We start from the raw sequence: 17,112 nt of genomic DNA, 5'->3' as shown, positions 1-17,112 counted from the left end.
TAATTTTTTAAAAAAAAGTCTCTCAATCGTTAAAGTCAAATAATAATATTTAAATATCAATACATTAATGTGAAAAATGGCATTTCATAAAGAGATAATTCACGCGACTTACTTAAGTTAGATAGTGCGCTTTCTATAGACTTCACTTGAAATACACCACTCACTTTCTCCCCTTGCTTTGCCAATAGCACGACGGGTTTATCGCGGTAGCGATTGATTTCATTGACCACATCACCAAGCGTACGTTGATGAAAAATAATTTGTCCCTGCCGCCAAGCGATCGAGTTATCACTTTCAAATGATGAAACAGGCCAGATTTGTTGTTGATATTGCGCAGCATGGCCTGCATTCACAATGACCTTTTCTCCTGATGGCAATGATATTTCCACACTATGTTGGTAAACACTCACATCAACCTGATCGCCTTTATCATCAACAGAGAATTCGGTTCCTAATGCTTGGATAATGCCATCTTTTGCAGCAACACGAAAAGGACGCGTTTCACCAAGTGTCATTGGCGTAACCGTAAAATAAGCTCGGCCTGACAGTAGGTTGATTTGGCGATAATTATCATCAAAGGCAAGTGATAATTGAGAACCACTATCAAGGTCGACTAAAGTACCATCAGGAAGAGTAACTCGTAATATTTCACCTATTTTAGCTTGATAATCAGGTGTTATCTGAGAGCTATAATGCCAAGCACTGACTGATAACATGCAAAATATCACCGTGGCTGCAAATGCCTGCCAGACATAACGTCGTCGTGTTTTTTGCGGTTGATCTACAACGTTCTCAACCACTGTTATTGGCTTTATTGGGCTCGAAGCCGTTAATGCCCACAATTGACGTGCACGGAAGTAAGTCGTGCGATGTTGTTCAGAAGATGCAATCCATACTTGGAAATCTTGATTTTCTTGCTCAGTCAATTCACGCGATGTTGTCTTGATTACCCACAATGCCGCTGTATTTTCGATTTCAGAAGGGCTGTCATATAAATCTTTCATCATCACTCCCTCCACTTGTGAATTAGCGTTGCCAATGCATTTGCAAGATGCTTTTCAACAGTACTCAATGAAACATTTAATATTTCAGCGACTTCGGTCTGTGTAAGTCCTTCTTCACGATGCAAATGGAATATCTCCTGAGTTCTTTGCGGTAAACTTTGTATGATTATTTGGATTTGATTAATTTGCTGTTCGCTAATCGCTTGCGCTTCTAGGCTTTTAACATCAGAGGGAAGATCTTGCCATTGTGTATCACTGATGAGCACTGATTGTTGTTTTTTCTGCTGGCGAAAATGATCAACCATTAAGTTTTTGGCAGTGCGATACAAATAAGCATCAATATCTTGTATTGAGGAATGCTTCATTTGCTCAGCCATACGAGCAAAGCTTTCCTGCATAATATCCATACTTAAACTATGGTCTTTGAGGTATGAATTTAGATAACGGCATAGTGCGGCAGAATGGCGTGCAAATAGGCATTGCAACTCAGAGTCAGACATATCAAGCCATAACGAAAATAATGAAAATGAGAACTATTTACATAATATATCGTTAATCGCTTGAAATGGGAACTACTTCGCTAATCTCTATAGAAGTTAGGATTATACAATTATAGAACCAATAACACGCTCATACTATTAGTAGAAAATATAAAGTGAAAATAGGACGCAGGAATGAGCTATTAATTAAATATTACGTTCAAATAGAAGTACTATCTTAATCTTAAAGGGAATAATAATATTAAACCTAGGCTAGGTGAAACATAAAGATTGATGTTCATACTTTATGTTTCACCTATATACTTAATTTATATAAAATCGAATTAACTTGAAACTTTTAAACCGATTAATCCGGCAACAATTAAACATAAGCTTAATATACGAAATATATTCGCCGATTCGCCAAGAAATATAATCCCGACAATTGCAGTACCAACTGCACCGATCCCAGTCCAAATTGCGTATGCAGTTCCAGCAGGTAAATCACGCATAGCGTAAGCTAATAGCCCCATACTGGCAATAATCGCGACAATGGTGATAATACTGGGGGTAAGACGTGTGAAGCCGTGAGTATATTTCAGGCCGATGGCCCAAACAATTTCTAATAAACCGGCGAATATGAGGATGATCCAAGCCATTGCTATTCTCTCGCGTACAATTCGGGGTCGTCCCCATTATTTATAACGTTTATTCAGGTCGTCCCGAACACGTGAGATTGAGGCGATATTATAAATGTTCGAGATTTCAGATTCAAGTTATTAAAAATAACAGATTAGCTGCAATAAACATGAAAAATTCACCTATTTATACATTACCTAAAGCTTGGAACACCATTTCTATCGCACATTAGGGCAAGCAGGATTAGAGTAGAGAATCTGATTTAAAACGATCATTGAGAAATAGCATGAGTTTCAAAGATATACTACTCGCCCTCTGTATTGTTATCATCTGGGGCATTAATTTTGTCATTATTAAACTTGGTGTAACGGCTCTTCCGCCATTACTGCTAGGCGCTTTGCCTTTGTTGCATTCCCTGCTATTTTTTTCTTTAAGCGCCCCAAAATTCCGCTCAAGTTATTACTGTTGTACGGACTGACCATTAGCTTTGGCCAATTTGCATTTCTCTTCTGTGCAATAGGTGTTGGTATGCCTGCTGGTATAACTTCCGTTATCTTGCAGTCTCAAGCTTTTTTCACGCTATTGCTTGGTGCTGTAATCTTAAAGGAATCGCTACACGCCACCCATTTTATTGGCATGTTAATCGCTGCCATAGGGCTAACAATACTGGCTAAAGGTGCAACAGCCGGTGGGCTAGATGATATTCCATTATTAGGACTGATCTTTACATTAATTGCAGGTCTTTCTTGGGCATGCGGGAATATTACCAACAGAATTATCATGCAACATCAAGGTGAAGAAAAATGTAGCGTGCTCTCATTAATTAGTTGGAGTGCTCTCATTCCCATCATCCCTTTCTTCGTTAGTTCATGGTTTTTTGAAGGCAAAGAAGCCATTGTTCAAGGCCTATCTGGTTTTAACTGGTCAGTGTTTGGAACTATTATTTACCTAGCCTATCTATCTACCTTTGTTGGTTATGGCTTATGGGGAATGCTGCTTGGCCGTTATGAAGCTTGGCGAGTTGCTCCTTTCTCACTCCTTGTCCCAGTGTTTGGCTTAAGTAGTAGTGTATTATTCCTTGGTGAGCATATTAATGGCGTACAAATCGCTGGGTTAACCTTTATCATGCTCGGCTTGATTATCACTTTGTTTGGTAAAAAATTAATTCAACGTTTAAGAAAGACTTAGATCTAATATCTCACTAACTGGGGGGATTCCTCCCCAGACTTTATATTCCTTTAATGATAATTTTCTCTAAATTACTCCACCATTTACACCGTATAAAAAACCAATAATTAATAATAAAAAAGAATTAACACTAAGTATGTTGCATTTTTTTAGCTTAAATAAAAATATAATCCAATTAAGTACTATGGTTTAGTGATATTAATAACAGTTATGACATTTATTTATGCTCGCTGTTTGATTTCACGTTTTAGCTACTTTGTCTTTCAAATAATTCCAGCTATATGTGTAAGTAGTACTACAGAATAAAACAACAACAATTTAAAAATGAAACGGATGGGGTCGCTATGAGTAAACATCTAGTTTGGATTGTTCTAGCACTACTCGGTGCTTTTGCACTTGGTTATATTGCATTAAACCGAGGCGAACAAATAAATGCATTATGGATTGTTATTGCAGCAATCTGTGTTTATTTAATCGCCTATCGATATTATGGGCTATTTATTGCTAAAAGAGTGCTGCAGGTTGATGAAACTCGTATGACGCCTGCGATCCGCCATAATGATGGTTTGGATTATGTACCAACTGATAAAAAAGTCCTTTTTGGTCACCATTTTGCTGCAATCGCAGGAGCAGGACCGCTTGTAGGGCCAGTTCTTGCTGCACAAATGGGTTACTTACCGGGTATGCTGTGGCTATTAGCTGGCGTCGTACTCGCGGGTGCTGTACAAGATTTTATGGTGCTATTTGTCTCAACCCGCCGAGATGGTCGCTCACTTGGGGAGCTGGTTAAAGAAGAGATGGGTAATACCGCAGGTATCTTGGCGCTTATTGCCTGTTTTATGATCATGGTAATTATTCTTGCTGTGCTTGCGATGATTGTTGTCAAAGCACTAACTCACAGTCCATGGGGAACCTATACCGTTGCCTTTACTATTCCCCTCGCGATTTTTATGGGGATTTATACCCGCTATATTCGCCCTGGGCGTATCGGAGAAGTATCAATTATTGGTTTAGTTTTTCTTATCTTCGCAATAATCTCCGGTGGATGGATCGCTGAAAATGAAACATGGGCACCTTATTTTGACTACACTGGCGTTCAGTTAACTTGGATGTTAGTTGGCTATGGCTTTGTTGCCGCCGTTTTACCTGTTTGGTTATTACTCGCACCACGCGATTACCTCTCGACCTTCTTGAAAATAGGAACAATTATTGGTCTGGCGATTGGTATCCTAGTTTTAAACCCAACGCTACAAATGCCATCATTAACTAAATTTATTGATGGTACGGGCCCTGTCTGGGCTGGTGACCTATTTCCATTCTTATTTATTACGATTGCCTGTGGTGCAGTTTCGGGTTTCCATGCATTAATAGCATCAGGAACAACACCGAAAATGCTCGCCAATGAAAACCAAGCTTGCTTTATTGGTTATGGTGGCATGTTGATGGAATCTTTTGTTGCCATCATGGCGCTGGTTGCAGCCTGTGTAATTGATCCCGGCGTTTATTTCGCGATGAATAGTCCAATGGCGATGCTGGCACCAGCAGGAACAGTAGACGTTGTCGCATCGGCCGCTCAAGTTGTCAGTAGTTGGGGTTTCCACATAACACCGGATCAACTTAACCAGATAGCCAATGAAGTTGGTGAAAAGAGTATTATTTCTCGAGCAGGTGGCGCACCTACTCTCGCAGTTGGTATGGCTTATATTCTGCATGGTGCCCTTGGCGGATTGATGAATGTTTCATTTTGGTATCACTTCGCCATCTTGTTTGAAGCACTCTTTATTTTAACCGCCGTCGATGCAGGTACACGTGCCGCACGTTTTATGTTGCAAGACTTATTGGGGGTTATTTCACCTGCCTTAAAACGAACAGACTCACTACCAGCAAACCTTATCGCGACAGCGCTCTGTGTGCTCGCATGGGGCTACTTCCTGCACCAAGGAGTTGTTGACCCATTGGGTGGCATAAATACACTCTGGCCTCTATTTGGTATCGCAAACCAAATGCTCGCAGGAATGGCGTTAATGCTCTGTGCTGTAGTTCTTTTCAAAATGAAGCGCCAAAAATACGCATGGGTCGCCCTCGTTCCAACAACGTGGTTACTGATTTGTACTATGACAGCAGGATGGGAAAAAACTTTTAGCGAAGATGCTCGCGTTGGCTTCTTAGCCGTTGCTAATAAATTCCAAGCAATGATTGATAGTGGCAACATCCCTGCGCAATATACTGAATCACAATTAACACAGTTGATCTTTAATAACCGCTTAGATGCTGGATTAACTATCTTCTTTATGATTGTTGTGGTGTTCTTGGCTCTATTTTCAATTCGCACTGCATTGAAAGCTCTTAAGTCACCTGAGCCAACTGCAAATGAAGTTCCGTATGAAGAAATGCCTGCTAACTATAAGGAAATTGTTGCCGATACACGTCATCATTAATTTAACCTCAAGTTAATAATTCAGGTTAGATAAATGCATGTTGTTCCATTAACTCTAGTCATATAAATATATGGCTAGAGTTTACGTACTAAGCTAACAATAAAGTATCTCGAAGCATTACATATGCAGATTCTAAATGTATGTGACCCGAGCCGCTGAACGTAGCCAACAGTATAACAATTTGAAATATGATAATGACAGACCCTAAATAGTTCGAAGTGTCGCTAGGCGGCAAGTAAAGCTATCCCGATGAGCATACATAAGTATGTGATTCGGGTAGCTGAGCGTAGCCAATAAAACAATAAGTTGATATAACAAAATACATACCCTAAATAGTTCGAAGTGTCGCTAGGCGGCAAGTAAAGCTATTCCGATGAGCATACATAAGTATGTGATTCGGGTAGCTGAGCGTAGCCAACAACGCGACAATTTGAAATATGATAATGACAGACCCTAAATAGTTCGAAGTGTCGCTAGGCGGCAAGGAAAGCTATCCCGATGAGCATACATAAGTATGTGATTCGAGTAACTGAGCGTAGCCAACAACGTGACAATTTGAAATATGATAATGACAGACCCTAAATAGTTCGAAGTGTCGCTAGGCGGCAAGTAAAGCTATCCCGATGAGCATACATAAGTATGTGATTCGGGTAGCTGAGCGTAGCCAACAACGCGACAATTTGAAATATGATAATGACAGACCCTAAATAGTTCGAAGTGTCGCTAGGCGGCAAGTAAAGCTATTCCGATGAGCATACATAAGTATGTGATTCGGGTAGCTGAGCGTAGCCAACAACGCGACAATTTGAAATATGACGGGTATGGGGAGGAAAGGATGTTTGGTTCATTAGGCAATGCCGCTCGCTATCTCGGGCAAGCTGCAAAATTGATGGTTGGCGTACCTGACTATGATAACTATGTTGCCCATATGCAGCTTAATCATCCTGATCAGACACCAATGACTTATGAAGAGTTCTTTAAAGATCGCCAAGATGCTCGTTATGGTGGAAAAGGCGGCTTTAAATGCTGCTAAGTTAGCGCTAGATATGTTGGTAAGTATCCAGAATAGAAATAAGCTTAGATAAACAAAAAAACCGTAATGATTTTGTCATTACGGTTTTTTAATCTCAATCAAACGGGTATTATTTCACACGTGAAACGTATTCGCCTGAACGAGTATCAACTTTAATCACTTCGCCAATCTGAACAAACAGAGGGACTTTAACCACTGCGCCAGTGCTCAGAGTTGCTGGTTTACCACCAGTACCTGCTGTATCACCTTTCAGACCTGGGTCAGTTTCTGTGATTTCTAACTCAACAAAATTAGGTGGAGTCACAGAGATTGGGCGGCCATCCCACAAAGTCAAAATACACTCAGCTTGGTCGATCAACCACTTAGCGTTATCACCAACCGCTTTTTCATCAGCTGCAAGCTGCTCGAAGGTTGCGTTGTTCATGAAATGCCAGAACTCACCGTCGTTATAAAGGTAAGTTAAGTTCATATCCATGACATCTGCGCCATCGACAGAATCAGTAGACTTAAATGTTTTTTCCAACAGTTTGTTAGAAATCAGTTTACGAAGACGAACACGTGCAAACGCTTGACCTTTACCTGGTTTAACGAATTCACTTTCAAGAATTGCACAAGGTTCACCATCTAACATGATTTTAAGACCTGAGCGGAATTCATTGGTACTATAAGTAGCCATGGAGATCCTCTAAATTTATACACTAAAAATGGCATAGCCAAAAAATGGTCGATATTGTAACTCAAAACACCCTAACCAGAGAAGTCTGGATACAACAACTTGCAGAAGCAATCACTAATCCTGATGAATTGCTACAAATACTGGAGCTAGAAAGCCATCAAGCATTGAAAGACGGCAATCATGCACGTAAATTATTTCCGTTACGTGTACCGAGGCCGTTTATTTCGCGCATGAAAAAAGGCGACCCACAAGACCCTCTGCTATTACAGGTATTAACCGCAAAAGCAGAATTCGATACCCATCCTGGTTTTTCTACTGATCCATTAGAAGAACAAAGTAATGAGATCCCCAGCTTACTACACAAATATCACAACCGAGCATTAATGCTGGTGAAAGGTGGATGTGCGGTAAACTGTCGTTACTGCTTTCGCCGGCATTTTCCCTACGAAGATAACAAGGGAAACAAGAATAATTGGTTGATCGCGGTGGATTATATAAAAAACCACACTGAACTCAATGAAATCATCCTTTCTGGTGGAGATCCATTGATGGCAAAGGACAATGAACTCGACTGGCTAATTGGGCAGTTAGAAGCTATCCCGCATATTAAACGCCTTAGAATTCATTCACGTTTGCCTGTTGTAATACCTGAACGCATTACTGATAACTTATGTAAAAGGCTAGCAAGCTCACGCTTGCAGGTCATTATGGTGACGCATCTAAATCATGCCAATGAAATTGATGATGACTTTAAAGCGGCAATGCAAAAGCTAAAAAAATCAGGGGTTACATTGCTAAACCAAAGTGTACTTCTACGAGACGTAAATGATAATGCGAACACTTTGGCAAACTTGAGCAATGCATTATTCGATGCGGGTATCTTGCCTTATTATTTACATGTTTTAGATAAGGTTCAAGGAGCCGCTCACTTTTTAGTCAGCGACCAAGAGGCCCGACAGCTGATACAACAATTACTCAGCAAAGTTTCAGGCTATCTGGTTCCAAAACTTGCACGAGAAATTGGCGGAGAGCCGAGTAAAACATTACTCGACCTAAACCTGAAACAAAGCTGATATGAAAACGCCCGTCTAAATTAGCCGGGCGCTAAATATTCATTTTAAGGGCACTTATAAACTTGGCCAACTATCTTGCTATCAACAGGCATGAAACTAGAAAGGATAGTCTCACTTGGGCTAGATGCCCCAAAAATCACATTTCCGCCCATTGCTGCTGCATTGTTGCGCAGATCATTTGCAGCGCCACGCATTGAACTAGAATCACTATTTACACCGCTCAACCAGTTACTTTGAGTCCCTGTTACTTGACCGAGGAGCTGACAATCGCTTCCGGGTTGATTTTCAGCAAAACGAACTTGTGAGCCTGCTGCAGTTAAATTATTTGTTGTCGAACAGCCTGCTAAAAGCAGTAATGTAGCAGCACCAAGCAATATTTTAATTCGCATGTTTTCCCTCATTTATCATAGTGTTTTTGCAGCTGGTTTGAGAGCTATTCATTCCCTTCTTCATTCAAGATACTGTTTTTTAACTATATCTTTGAATGGTTCTTCATAGCGCTACCAAAGTATAACCACTCAAGCGCTCATTTACAGCCAAAATTCGCTAGATCTATATCAAGAGGCATGGAAGACGGTTCAAAATATCAAAAAAGGTATGCTCAAAAAAATAACACATACCGCCAGCAAATAGAGTTTAACATAAAACTCGTATAACGCCTTTGTCACTTAGTTACATATCAAATGATTTTCACCTAAGCCTAAATATAACCTGATGCATTACCTTTGCGCAAAAATAAATGCACAATAAATATCATTCAAAGTCTTTTTTATTATTGAATTTTTATAATTCACTTCAGGTTAATAAGAATCTTTACTTAATAAAAATCAGTTTCATTAATATAAAAAAGCCAGCATCGTCAGTAAATACTAACGATACTGGCTTTCAAGGCTTAACAGTCGTTAAATACTGTTATGAGCTTGATGCGGCCTAGTGGCTTACATCATGCCGCCCATTCCGCCCATTCCGCCCATGCCAGCGCCACCTAAATCTGGGCCGTCATCTTTTGGCATATCAGTGATCATCGCTTCAGTCGTGATCATCAGGCCTGCGATTGATGCTGCGAATTGCAGTGCTGAACGAGTTACTTTAGTTGGGTCCAAAATACCCATCTCGATCATGTCGCCGTAAGTATCAGTCGCTGCGTTGTAACCTTCGTTACCTTTAGCCGCTTTAACGTTGTTAACAACAACAGAAGCTTCTTCACCTGCGTTGGTGACGATTTGACGCATTGGCGCTTCCATCGCACGTAGTGCAACACGGATACCGACGTTTTGCTCTTCGTTATCACCTTTCAGTGATTCAAGTTTAGCTGCAACGCGTACCAGTGCAGTACCACCACCAGCAACAACACCTTCTTCAACCGCTGCGCGAGTTGCATGCAGAGCATCATCAACACGAGCACGTTTTTCTTTCATTTCAACTTCAGTTGCTGCACCAACCTTAATAACAGCAACACCGCCTGCTAATTTAGCAACACGTTCTTGCAGTTTTTCGCGGTCATAATCTGAAGTTGATTCTTCGATTTGTTGACGAATTTGTGCAACGCGACCAGCAATTGCTGACTCATCACCAAGACCATCAATGATAATCGTCGTATCTTTAGTGATAACGATACGTTTTGCTTGACCTAAATCTTCTAATGTCGCTTTTTCAAGCTCCATACCGATTTCTTCAGAAATAACAGTACCATTAGTCAGGATCGCGATATCTTGTAGCATCGCTTTACGACGGTCACCGAAACCTGGTGCTTTAACAGCAGCCACTTTCACGATACCGCGCATGGTGTTCACAACCAGAGTTGCTAGCGCTTCGCCTTCAACATCTTCAGCGATGATAAGAAGTGGTTTGCTTGCTTTAGCAACACCTTCTAATACTGGCAGTAATTCACGGATGTTAGAGACTTTTTTGTCAACTAACAAAATGAATGGGTTTTCCAGCTCAACTGAACCTGCTTCATGCTTATTGATGAAATAAGGAGACAGGTAACCACGGTCAAACTGCATACCTTCAACAACATCTAGCTCGTCTTCTAGACCAGTACCTTCTTCAACGGTGATAACGCCTTCTTTACCGACTTTATCCATTGCTTCTGCAATCAGCTTACCAACGGTTTCGTCAGAGTTTGCAGAAATAGTACCAACCTGAGCAATCGCTTTAGAATCAGAACATGGGACAGACAGTGTTTTCAGCTCTTCAACTGCTGCAATAACTGCTTTATCAATACCACGTTTCAGATCCATTGGGTTCATACCCGCTGCAACTGCTTTCAAACCTTCGATCACGATAGCTTGTGCCAAAACAGTTGCTGTCGTAGTACCATCACCCGCAGCATCGTTAGCTTTGGAGGCAACTTCTTTCACCATCTGTGCGCCCATGTTTTCGAACTTATCTTCCAATTCGATTTCACGTGCAACAGAAACACCATCTTTAGTGATTACTGGTGAACCAAATGATTTGTCCAGAACTACGTTACGGCCTTTAGGACCTAAAGTAACTTTAACTGCGTCTGCGAGAACATTAACGCCACGAAGCATTTTGATACGTGCGTCATTACCAAATTTAACGTCTTTAGCTGCCATTATTTCTTTCCTTTAAATTCTTTTCGTTGATTGAGAAGATCTAAGTGAAAATTATGCTTCAACGATCGCTAGAATGTCACTTTCTGACATGATCAGCACTTCTTCGTTGTCAATTTTCTCAGCTTTCACGCCATAACCGTCGTTAAAAATAACGATGTCGCCGACTTTCACATCCAGTGCTTTAATTTCACCATTTTCGAGGATGCGGCCTTTACCAACGGCGAGGATTTCACCACGCGTAGATTTACCCGCTGCAGTGCCAGTCAATACGATGCCACCAGCAGATTTAGATTCAACTTCTTTACGCTTGACGATAACACGGTCATGCAATGGACGAATTTTCATTAATAGTTCTCCTATAAATAAAGTCCACACTAGGTAAGAGGACGATACTAGTATGTCTAATAAACTAGTACCTTGTTTCAGGAGATTGGGGCTAGATGAGATAACTTCAAGGGGGGAAGATAAAATTTTTTTGTTTTTACCTTCCCTATTTTAAAGGGATTAATGTTTAGGATGATTATCTTTTTCTGACTCGGAAGAATCATCCGTCTTATCGATTGTATATGAAGGGTCATCCTGCTTACGTTGGAATTCACCTTCAAATGTATCACCTTGTTGGAATGGATTCTGACGCCCAGCACTGAAGCCACTCCCCGATTGTGAAAAGCGAATATGTGGAATTAAGCGCATCACAAACAATTTTTGTACTGGTGGTAACAATAAAAGCAAGCCAATAAAGTCAGTAAAAAAGCCCGGAATAATTAATAAGAGGCCAGCAAGTACAAGTGCGACACTTTTTATCATTTCCGCAGCGGGGCTTTCACCTGCAGCCATTTTTTGCTGGATTAGCATGACATTTTTCATTCCCTGATTTTTGACCAGAGAAATACCTAAACATGATGTGAGAACGACAAGAATTAATGTCGCCAAAACACCAATTTCAGTGGCAACACGGACGAATATAATAGACTCAATATAAATGAGAAGACATATTAGGATTAGAGGTAGCCAGCGCACAAGTTCTCCTTTATTTCAATAATCTATAGATTAATTTTCGCCCCTTGGAAAACCTTTGTGAACTGCATCTAAGAGACAAACAACAGAATTCGCTTTTTCATTTATACCCGTCATACTTCAAATCGCATCGTTGTTAACTATTATGAGCTATCCGAGTCACATACTTATGCTTGTTACTGGATCATCTTAGTTTGTCACCTAAATGCAACTCGAACTTTTTTGGATATAGTATAGTTATAAAGATTGGGATCACTATAACGCTTTTCAACTGACGGAGTTTTCTAATTTTTTTAATTTCGTTTGTGAGTATGTTCACACATTTTGAAATCCGTTGCATAAATCAAACTATATAGTGATCTAGGTTCAAGGCAAAGAGTACAGAAAAGTTTATGATCTACTCATAAATCAGTAGATCATCACGCTGATAAAGGATTAACAGGTGATTAACACCTAAAATATTTTATTTTACACTATATATATATTTAAAAAGCGCATTATAGACAGTAACTGAAATCTAATTAAGAAGGTTCTCATGTCAAACAATACTCGTATCGAAGAAGACCTGTTAGGTCAGAAAGAAGTTCCATCTGATGCCTATTATGGTGTTCATACTCTGCGTGCGATTGAAAATTTTTATATCAGCGACCGCACCATTAACGATGTTCCTGAATTTATTCGCGGCATGGTAATGGTAAAAAAAGCGGCAGCAATGGCGAACAAAGAACTTCATACTATTCCGCGTAATATTGCAGATACCATTATCAAGGCGTGTGATGTTGTACTTGATACCGGTAAATGCATGGATCAATTCCCTGTTGACGTATTCCAAGGTGGTGCGGGTACATCACTAAATATGAATACCAACGAGGTCCTTGCAAATATTGGTCTTGAACTGATGGGTCACAAGAAAGGGGAATATGAATTTTTGAACCCAAATGACCACTTAAATAAGAGCCAATCAACCAACGATGCATATCCTACGGGTTTCCGTATTGCGGTATATAATTCGATTACTAAATTGATTGAATCAGTTGAATACCTTAAAAAAGGCTTTGAAAGAAAAGCAGAAGAATACAAAGACATTCTGAAAATGGGCCGTACTCAATTACAGGATGCAGTTCCAATGACGGTGGGCCAAGAATTCAACGCGTTTGCTACTCTTTTGAAAGAAGAAGAGAAAAATTTAAAACGTAGCATTGAATTACTGCTAGAAGTTAACTTAGGCGCAACTGCAATAGGTACTGGCCTAAACGCAGCACCAGGTTACCAAAAACTGGCGGTTGAAAAACTGGCTGAAGTGACAGGTTTACCTTGTGTACCAGCAGAAGACTTGATCGAAGCAACTTCTGACTGTGGTGCTTACATCACTGTTCATGCAAGCTTGAAACGTCTCGCTGTTAAATTGTCTAAAACCTGTAATGACTTACGTTTACTTTCTTCAGGACCTCGTACAGGTCTGAAAGAAATTAACTTACCTGAGTTACAAGCAGGTTCATCTATCATGCCAGCAAAAGTTAACCCTGTAATTCCAGAAGTTGTTAACCAGGCATGTTTCAAAGTGATCGGTAACGATACTTGTGTCACAATGGCAGCTGAAGCGGGTCAGCTACAGTTAAACGTGATGGAACCAGCTATCGGTCAAGCGATGTTTGAATCAATTACTCTAATGAGTAATGCTTGCCGTAACTTAGTTGAAAAATGTGTTGATGGTATTACCGTTAACAAAGAAATTTGTGAAGCGTTTGTCTTCAACTCTATCGGTATCGTGACTTATCTGAACCCATTCATTGGCCACCATAATGGTGACATCGTGGGTAAAATCTGTGCTGAAACAGGTAAAAGCGTCCGTGAGGTCGTTCTTGAGCGTGGATTACTGACCGAAGAGCAGTTGGATGATATTTTCTCTGTTGAGAACTTAAAACACCCAGCTTATAAAGCGAAAAGATTCGATGACTAATAATTTATGTTAAACAACAATTATTCTTAAAAATCAAGGCACGCCTTTCTTCTAGAAAGCGTGCCTTTTTTAGTTTTATGCACACACAAAAAATTAACATAACAGTTTCATAATTTTAATTTCAAATTTATTTTTAATTTTATCGAGGAGTAAACATTATGCTAGCCGTAGAATTTATAATTGTTCTGCTGGCCATATTTCTGGGGGCCCGTTTGGGTGGTATAGGTATCGGCTTCGCCGGTGGCCTTGGTGTATTGGTACTAGCTGCAATTGGCGTGAAACCAGGCACCATACCATTTGATGTTATCTCCATAATCATGGCTGTTATCGCCGCTATTTCTGCAATGCAAATTGCAGGTGGTCTTGATTACTTAGTTGCTCAAACAGAAAAACTGCTTCGCCGTAATCCCAAATACATTACTATTCTTGCCCCAATGGTCACCTATTTTCTGACGCTATTCGCAGGAACAGGTAATATTTCTTTGGCTACCCTGCCCGTTATTGCAGAAGTTGCTAAAGAACAAGGTGTTAAACCTTGTCGTCCACTATCAACGGCGGTTGTTGCAGCTCAAATTGGTATTACTGCTTCTCCAATTTCTGCGGCTGTTGTATATATGGCTTCAGTCATGGAAAACCCAGCGATGATGGGGGCAGGTAACACTGTCAGTTACATCACACTATTAGGAATTCTGTTACCATCCACCTTCCTTGCAATCATCTTGATGTCATTCATCATTTCTTGGACATTTAACTCCAAGCTATCTGATGATCCAGTCTATCAAAAACGTTTAGCTGAAGGTTTAGTTGAACTCCGCGGTAGCCAAATGACAGAAATCAAACCGGGTGCGAAAGCCTCTGTTCTGCTGTTTTTATTAGGCGTCGTGGGCGTGGTTGTCTATGCAATCATCAACAGCCCAAGCCTTGGCTTGGTCGCAACCCCATTGATGAATACAACTAACGCAATTTTAATCATCATGTTGAGTGTCGCGACACTAATTACTATTTTTTGCCGTGTAAGTACTGATTCAATTCTCAACTCCAGTACCTTTAAAGCGGGTATGAGTGCGTGTATCTGTATTCTCGGTGTTGCATGGTTAGGTGATACCTTCGTACAGCATAACCTTGATTGGATCAAAGAAACTGCTGGTGACTTAATTCATGAGCATTCATGGATGCTGGCTGTTATTTTCTTCTTCTGTTCCGCGTTGCTGTATTCTCAAGCAGCAACAGCAAAAGCATTGATGCCAATGGCACTAGCTCTACATGTTAGCCCACTGACTGCAATCGCTTCATTCTCTGCGGTATCAGGTCTGTTCATTTTACCTACTTACCCAACACTAGTTGCGGCAGTGCAGATGGATGATACAGGGACAACACGTATTGGTCGTTTTGTCTTTAACCACCCATTCTTCATTCCGGGTACCATTGGTGTGGTTTTAGCCGTTACCTTTGGCTTCCTATTTGGCGGTATGATGCTGTAGTCATTAAATACAGCAGCTATTAGCTATACAACAAAAACCCGCGATTTTTATCGCGGGTTTTTGTTTATCGAGAGCAGCCTATGTTTAGGTCAATTACTTTTATTCATAGAGAGCTGCTGCCCAATTTTTAAAACTTTTGCCACATTGTAGGCCGCTTGCTGTAAATTTATAGCTCCCTCAGCGAGTGCATCTTGGAGAGTGCACAAACGAGGTAAGATACTGAAAAGTGCATCGATTCCTTCTTGATGTAATGCTTCAACACCTTTTCCTAATACGCCACTTAATGCAATCACAGGCACATTGTGTTTCGCAGCCATTTTGGCAATGCCAATCGGCGCTTTACCCCCCGCCGTTTGCCCATCCATGCTTCCTTCACCAACAATCACTAAATCAGTATCGATGAGCTCTTTTTCTAAATTAACCGCTTGGATAACAATATCAATACCTGCTTTCAGCTGAGCCTCCATAAATGCTGCCGCAGCGACAGAGATCCCGCCCGCAGCACCACCACCCGCTAAATGACGATAATCAGTACCTGTGATGCCTTCTATCACATTAGCAAATTGATTGAGCCCCTTATCAAGAGTGAGCACCATTTCAGGTGTTGCGCCTTTCTGGGGGCCAAATACTGCAGCTGCTCCACGCTCACCAACTAATGGATTATCAACATCACAAGCGACATCGATAGTGCAATCTTTTAAACGGGGGTCTAAGCCTGAAATATCAATAGTGGCAATGTGATTTAATACTTCACCACCGAGGCCAAGTACCTGCTGTTGATTATCGTAAAAGTGTACTCCGAGAGCTTGTAGCATACCGACACCACCATCAACTGTCGCACTGCCTCCAATACCTAAAATAATTTGTTTAACGCTTTTGTTTAATGCATCCTTGATCAGTTGTCCTGTACCATAGCTGCTAGTCAACATCGGGTTACGATCGCTGGGTTCAACTAACATCAACCCACTCGCTTCTGCCATTTCAATAACAGCCGTTCTACCTTGATGGAGTAAGCCATAAGAAGCTATTACAGGTTCATTGAGGGGGCCACTAACCTCAAGCGTCACACGTTCCCCACCAATAGCTGCAATCAAGGCATCAACAGTGCCTTCGCCGCCATCAGCAATCGGTAAACATAGATAATTTGCATCAGGAAAAACCGATTGGAATCCTTGCTTTACTGCATTAGCCGCGAGCTCTGCGCTCATACTCTCTTTGAACGAATCCGGTGCTATGATAATTTTCATGATAGAGATACCTATGGCAAATTAACTCATTGATTAATCATATCAGAAACCCTCCAAATGAAAGAATCCAAGGGGAAATGGGGTTCTTTATTGACAAAAGGGCGACCACTGTTAAGGGAATAGAGATGAGCAACTGCATCACGAATAAATTCGAAATCCATAACAGCATTGATTTTGTGGGCGAGATGTCTTTGGGAAACAGTTCATCCAACGTAATGTTTTCGAACTGATATTGTTGAGGAGATGGTTCTTTTAATATGTTGGTTAGCTCATTATTCACACTAAACTTATTAGA

The 17,112-nt window shown here is 40.7% G+C and carries 14 protein-coding genes and 2 pseudogenes; 6 read left to right on the top strand and 10 right to left on the bottom strand.

Annotated features, from left to right (window positions below):
- Positions 1-56 precede the first annotated feature (56 nt).
- From OOA_RS19795 to sugE, 3 genes are all read right to left on the bottom strand, one after another.
- Positions 57-1,007 (bottom strand): FecR family protein, encoded by a 951-nt coding sequence (locus OOA_RS19795; protein ID WP_008912537.1) that lies wholly within the window; start codon positions 1,005-1,007, stop codon positions 57-59.
- On the bottom strand, positions 1,007-1,504 hold the full coding sequence (locus OOA_RS12615; protein ID WP_008912536.1) for an RNA polymerase sigma factor: 498 nt from the start codon (positions 1,502-1,504) through the stop codon (positions 1,007-1,009). Before OOA_RS12615 ends, OOA_RS19795 begins: the two co-directional genes overlap by 1 nt.
- A 323-nt stretch (positions 1,505-1,827) precedes the next feature.
- Positions 1,828-2,142 carry a quaternary ammonium compound efflux SMR transporter SugE gene (gene sugE, locus OOA_RS12610; RefSeq protein WP_008912535.1) on the bottom strand — a complete coding sequence of 105 codons (315 nt, stop codon included), beginning with the start codon at positions 2,140-2,142 and terminating at the stop codon, positions 1,828-1,830.
- 266 nt (positions 2,143-2,408) lie between these two features.
- On the opposite strand from sugE, the pseudogene OOA_RS12605 reads away from it, so the two are divergent.
- The 3 genes and pseudogenes from OOA_RS12605 (at position 2,409) to OOA_RS12595 (ending at position 6,781) form a co-directional block, all read left to right on the top strand.
- A pseudogene (locus OOA_RS12605) lies at positions 2,409-3,310 on the top strand (EamA family transporter).
- A gap of 344 nt (positions 3,311-3,654) precedes the next feature.
- Positions 3,655-5,748 carry a pyruvate/proton symporter CstA gene (gene cstA, locus OOA_RS12600; RefSeq protein WP_008912533.1) on the top strand — a complete coding sequence of 698 codons (2,094 nt, stop codon included), beginning with the start codon at positions 3,655-3,657 and terminating at the stop codon, positions 5,746-5,748.
- An 835-nt stretch (positions 5,749-6,583) separates the two neighbouring features.
- Positions 6,584-6,781: a YbdD/YjiX family protein gene (locus tag OOA_RS12595; protein WP_008912532.1), complete on the top strand. Its 198-nt coding sequence runs from the start codon at positions 6,584-6,586 to the stop codon at positions 6,779-6,781.
- A gap of 109 nt (positions 6,782-6,890) precedes the next feature.
- Here the strand turns inward: OOA_RS12595 and efp are convergent, their stop codons facing one another.
- Positions 6,891-7,457, bottom strand: a complete 567-nt coding sequence (gene efp / locus OOA_RS12590) for an elongation factor P (protein WP_008912531.1) — start codon at positions 7,455-7,457, stop codon at positions 6,891-6,893.
- A gap of 44 nt (positions 7,458-7,501) precedes the next feature.
- On the opposite strand from efp, the gene epmB reads away from it, so the two are divergent.
- A complete protein-coding gene (epmB, locus tag OOA_RS12585; protein ID WP_008912530.1) occupies positions 7,502-8,530 on the top strand; it encodes an EF-P beta-lysylation protein EpmB in 1,029 nt (342 codons plus the stop codon).
- Between the two features lie 44 nt (positions 8,531-8,574).
- Here epmB and OOA_RS12580 read toward each other — a convergent pair whose 3' ends face one another.
- The 4 genes from OOA_RS12580 to OOA_RS12565 all read right to left on the bottom strand — a co-directional run bounded on the left by OOA_RS12580 (position 8,575) and on the right by OOA_RS12565 (position 12,132).
- Complete coding sequence (locus OOA_RS12580; RefSeq protein ID WP_008912529.1) at positions 8,575-8,919, bottom strand: DUF4156 domain-containing protein; 345 nt, start codon at positions 8,917-8,919, stop codon at positions 8,575-8,577.
- A gap of 549 nt (positions 8,920-9,468) precedes the next feature.
- Complete coding sequence (gene groL / locus OOA_RS12575) at positions 9,469-11,112, bottom strand: chaperonin GroEL (protein WP_008912528.1); 1,644 nt, start codon at positions 11,110-11,112, stop codon at positions 9,469-9,471.
- Positions 11,113-11,163: 51 nt separating this feature from the next.
- Positions 11,164-11,457 (bottom strand): co-chaperone GroES, encoded by a 294-nt coding sequence (locus OOA_RS12570; protein WP_008912527.1) that lies wholly within the window; start codon positions 11,455-11,457, stop codon positions 11,164-11,166.
- Between the two features lie 159 nt (positions 11,458-11,616).
- On the bottom strand, positions 11,617-12,132 hold the full coding sequence (locus OOA_RS12565) for an FxsA family protein (RefSeq protein WP_008912526.1): 516 nt from the start codon (positions 12,130-12,132) through the stop codon (positions 11,617-11,619).
- A 532-nt stretch (positions 12,133-12,664) separates the two neighbouring features.
- Between OOA_RS12565 and aspA the strand changes: the two genes are divergently transcribed.
- Together aspA and OOA_RS12555 are read left to right on the top strand one after the other, a co-directional pair.
- The gene (gene aspA / locus OOA_RS12560) at positions 12,665-14,089 is read left to right on the top strand and encodes an aspartate ammonia-lyase (protein ID WP_008912525.1); all 1,425 of its coding nucleotides are present in this window, start codon (positions 12,665-12,667) and stop codon (positions 14,087-14,089) included.
- Between the two features lie 158 nt (positions 14,090-14,247).
- Positions 14,248-15,570, top strand: coding sequence for an anaerobic C4-dicarboxylate transporter (locus tag OOA_RS12555; protein ID WP_008912524.1), 1,323 nt, complete (start codon positions 14,248-14,250; stop codon positions 15,568-15,570).
- A gap of 89 nt (positions 15,571-15,659) precedes the next feature.
- Here the strand turns inward: OOA_RS12555 and OOA_RS12550 are convergent, their stop codons facing one another.
- Both OOA_RS12550 and OOA_RS20900 read right to left on the bottom strand, forming a co-directional pair.
- Positions 15,660-16,817: a glycerate kinase gene (locus OOA_RS12550; protein ID WP_008912523.1), complete on the bottom strand. Its 1,158-nt coding sequence runs from the start codon at positions 16,815-16,817 to the stop codon at positions 15,660-15,662.
- Positions 16,818-16,906: 89 nt separating this feature from the next.
- Positions 16,907-17,076: pseudogene (locus tag OOA_RS20900) on the bottom strand (transposase); the annotation flags it as partial.
- Positions 17,077-17,112: the final 36 nt, after the last annotated feature.

The organism is Providencia burhodogranariea DSM 19968 (genome assembly GCF_000314855.2).
In the GTDB taxonomy this organism is placed as follows: Bacteria; Pseudomonadota; Gammaproteobacteria; order Enterobacterales; family Enterobacteriaceae; genus Providencia; species Providencia burhodogranariea.
The sequence above is the reverse complement of the archived record's forward strand: the minus strand, read 5'-3'. Positions and strand labels throughout refer to the sequence as shown.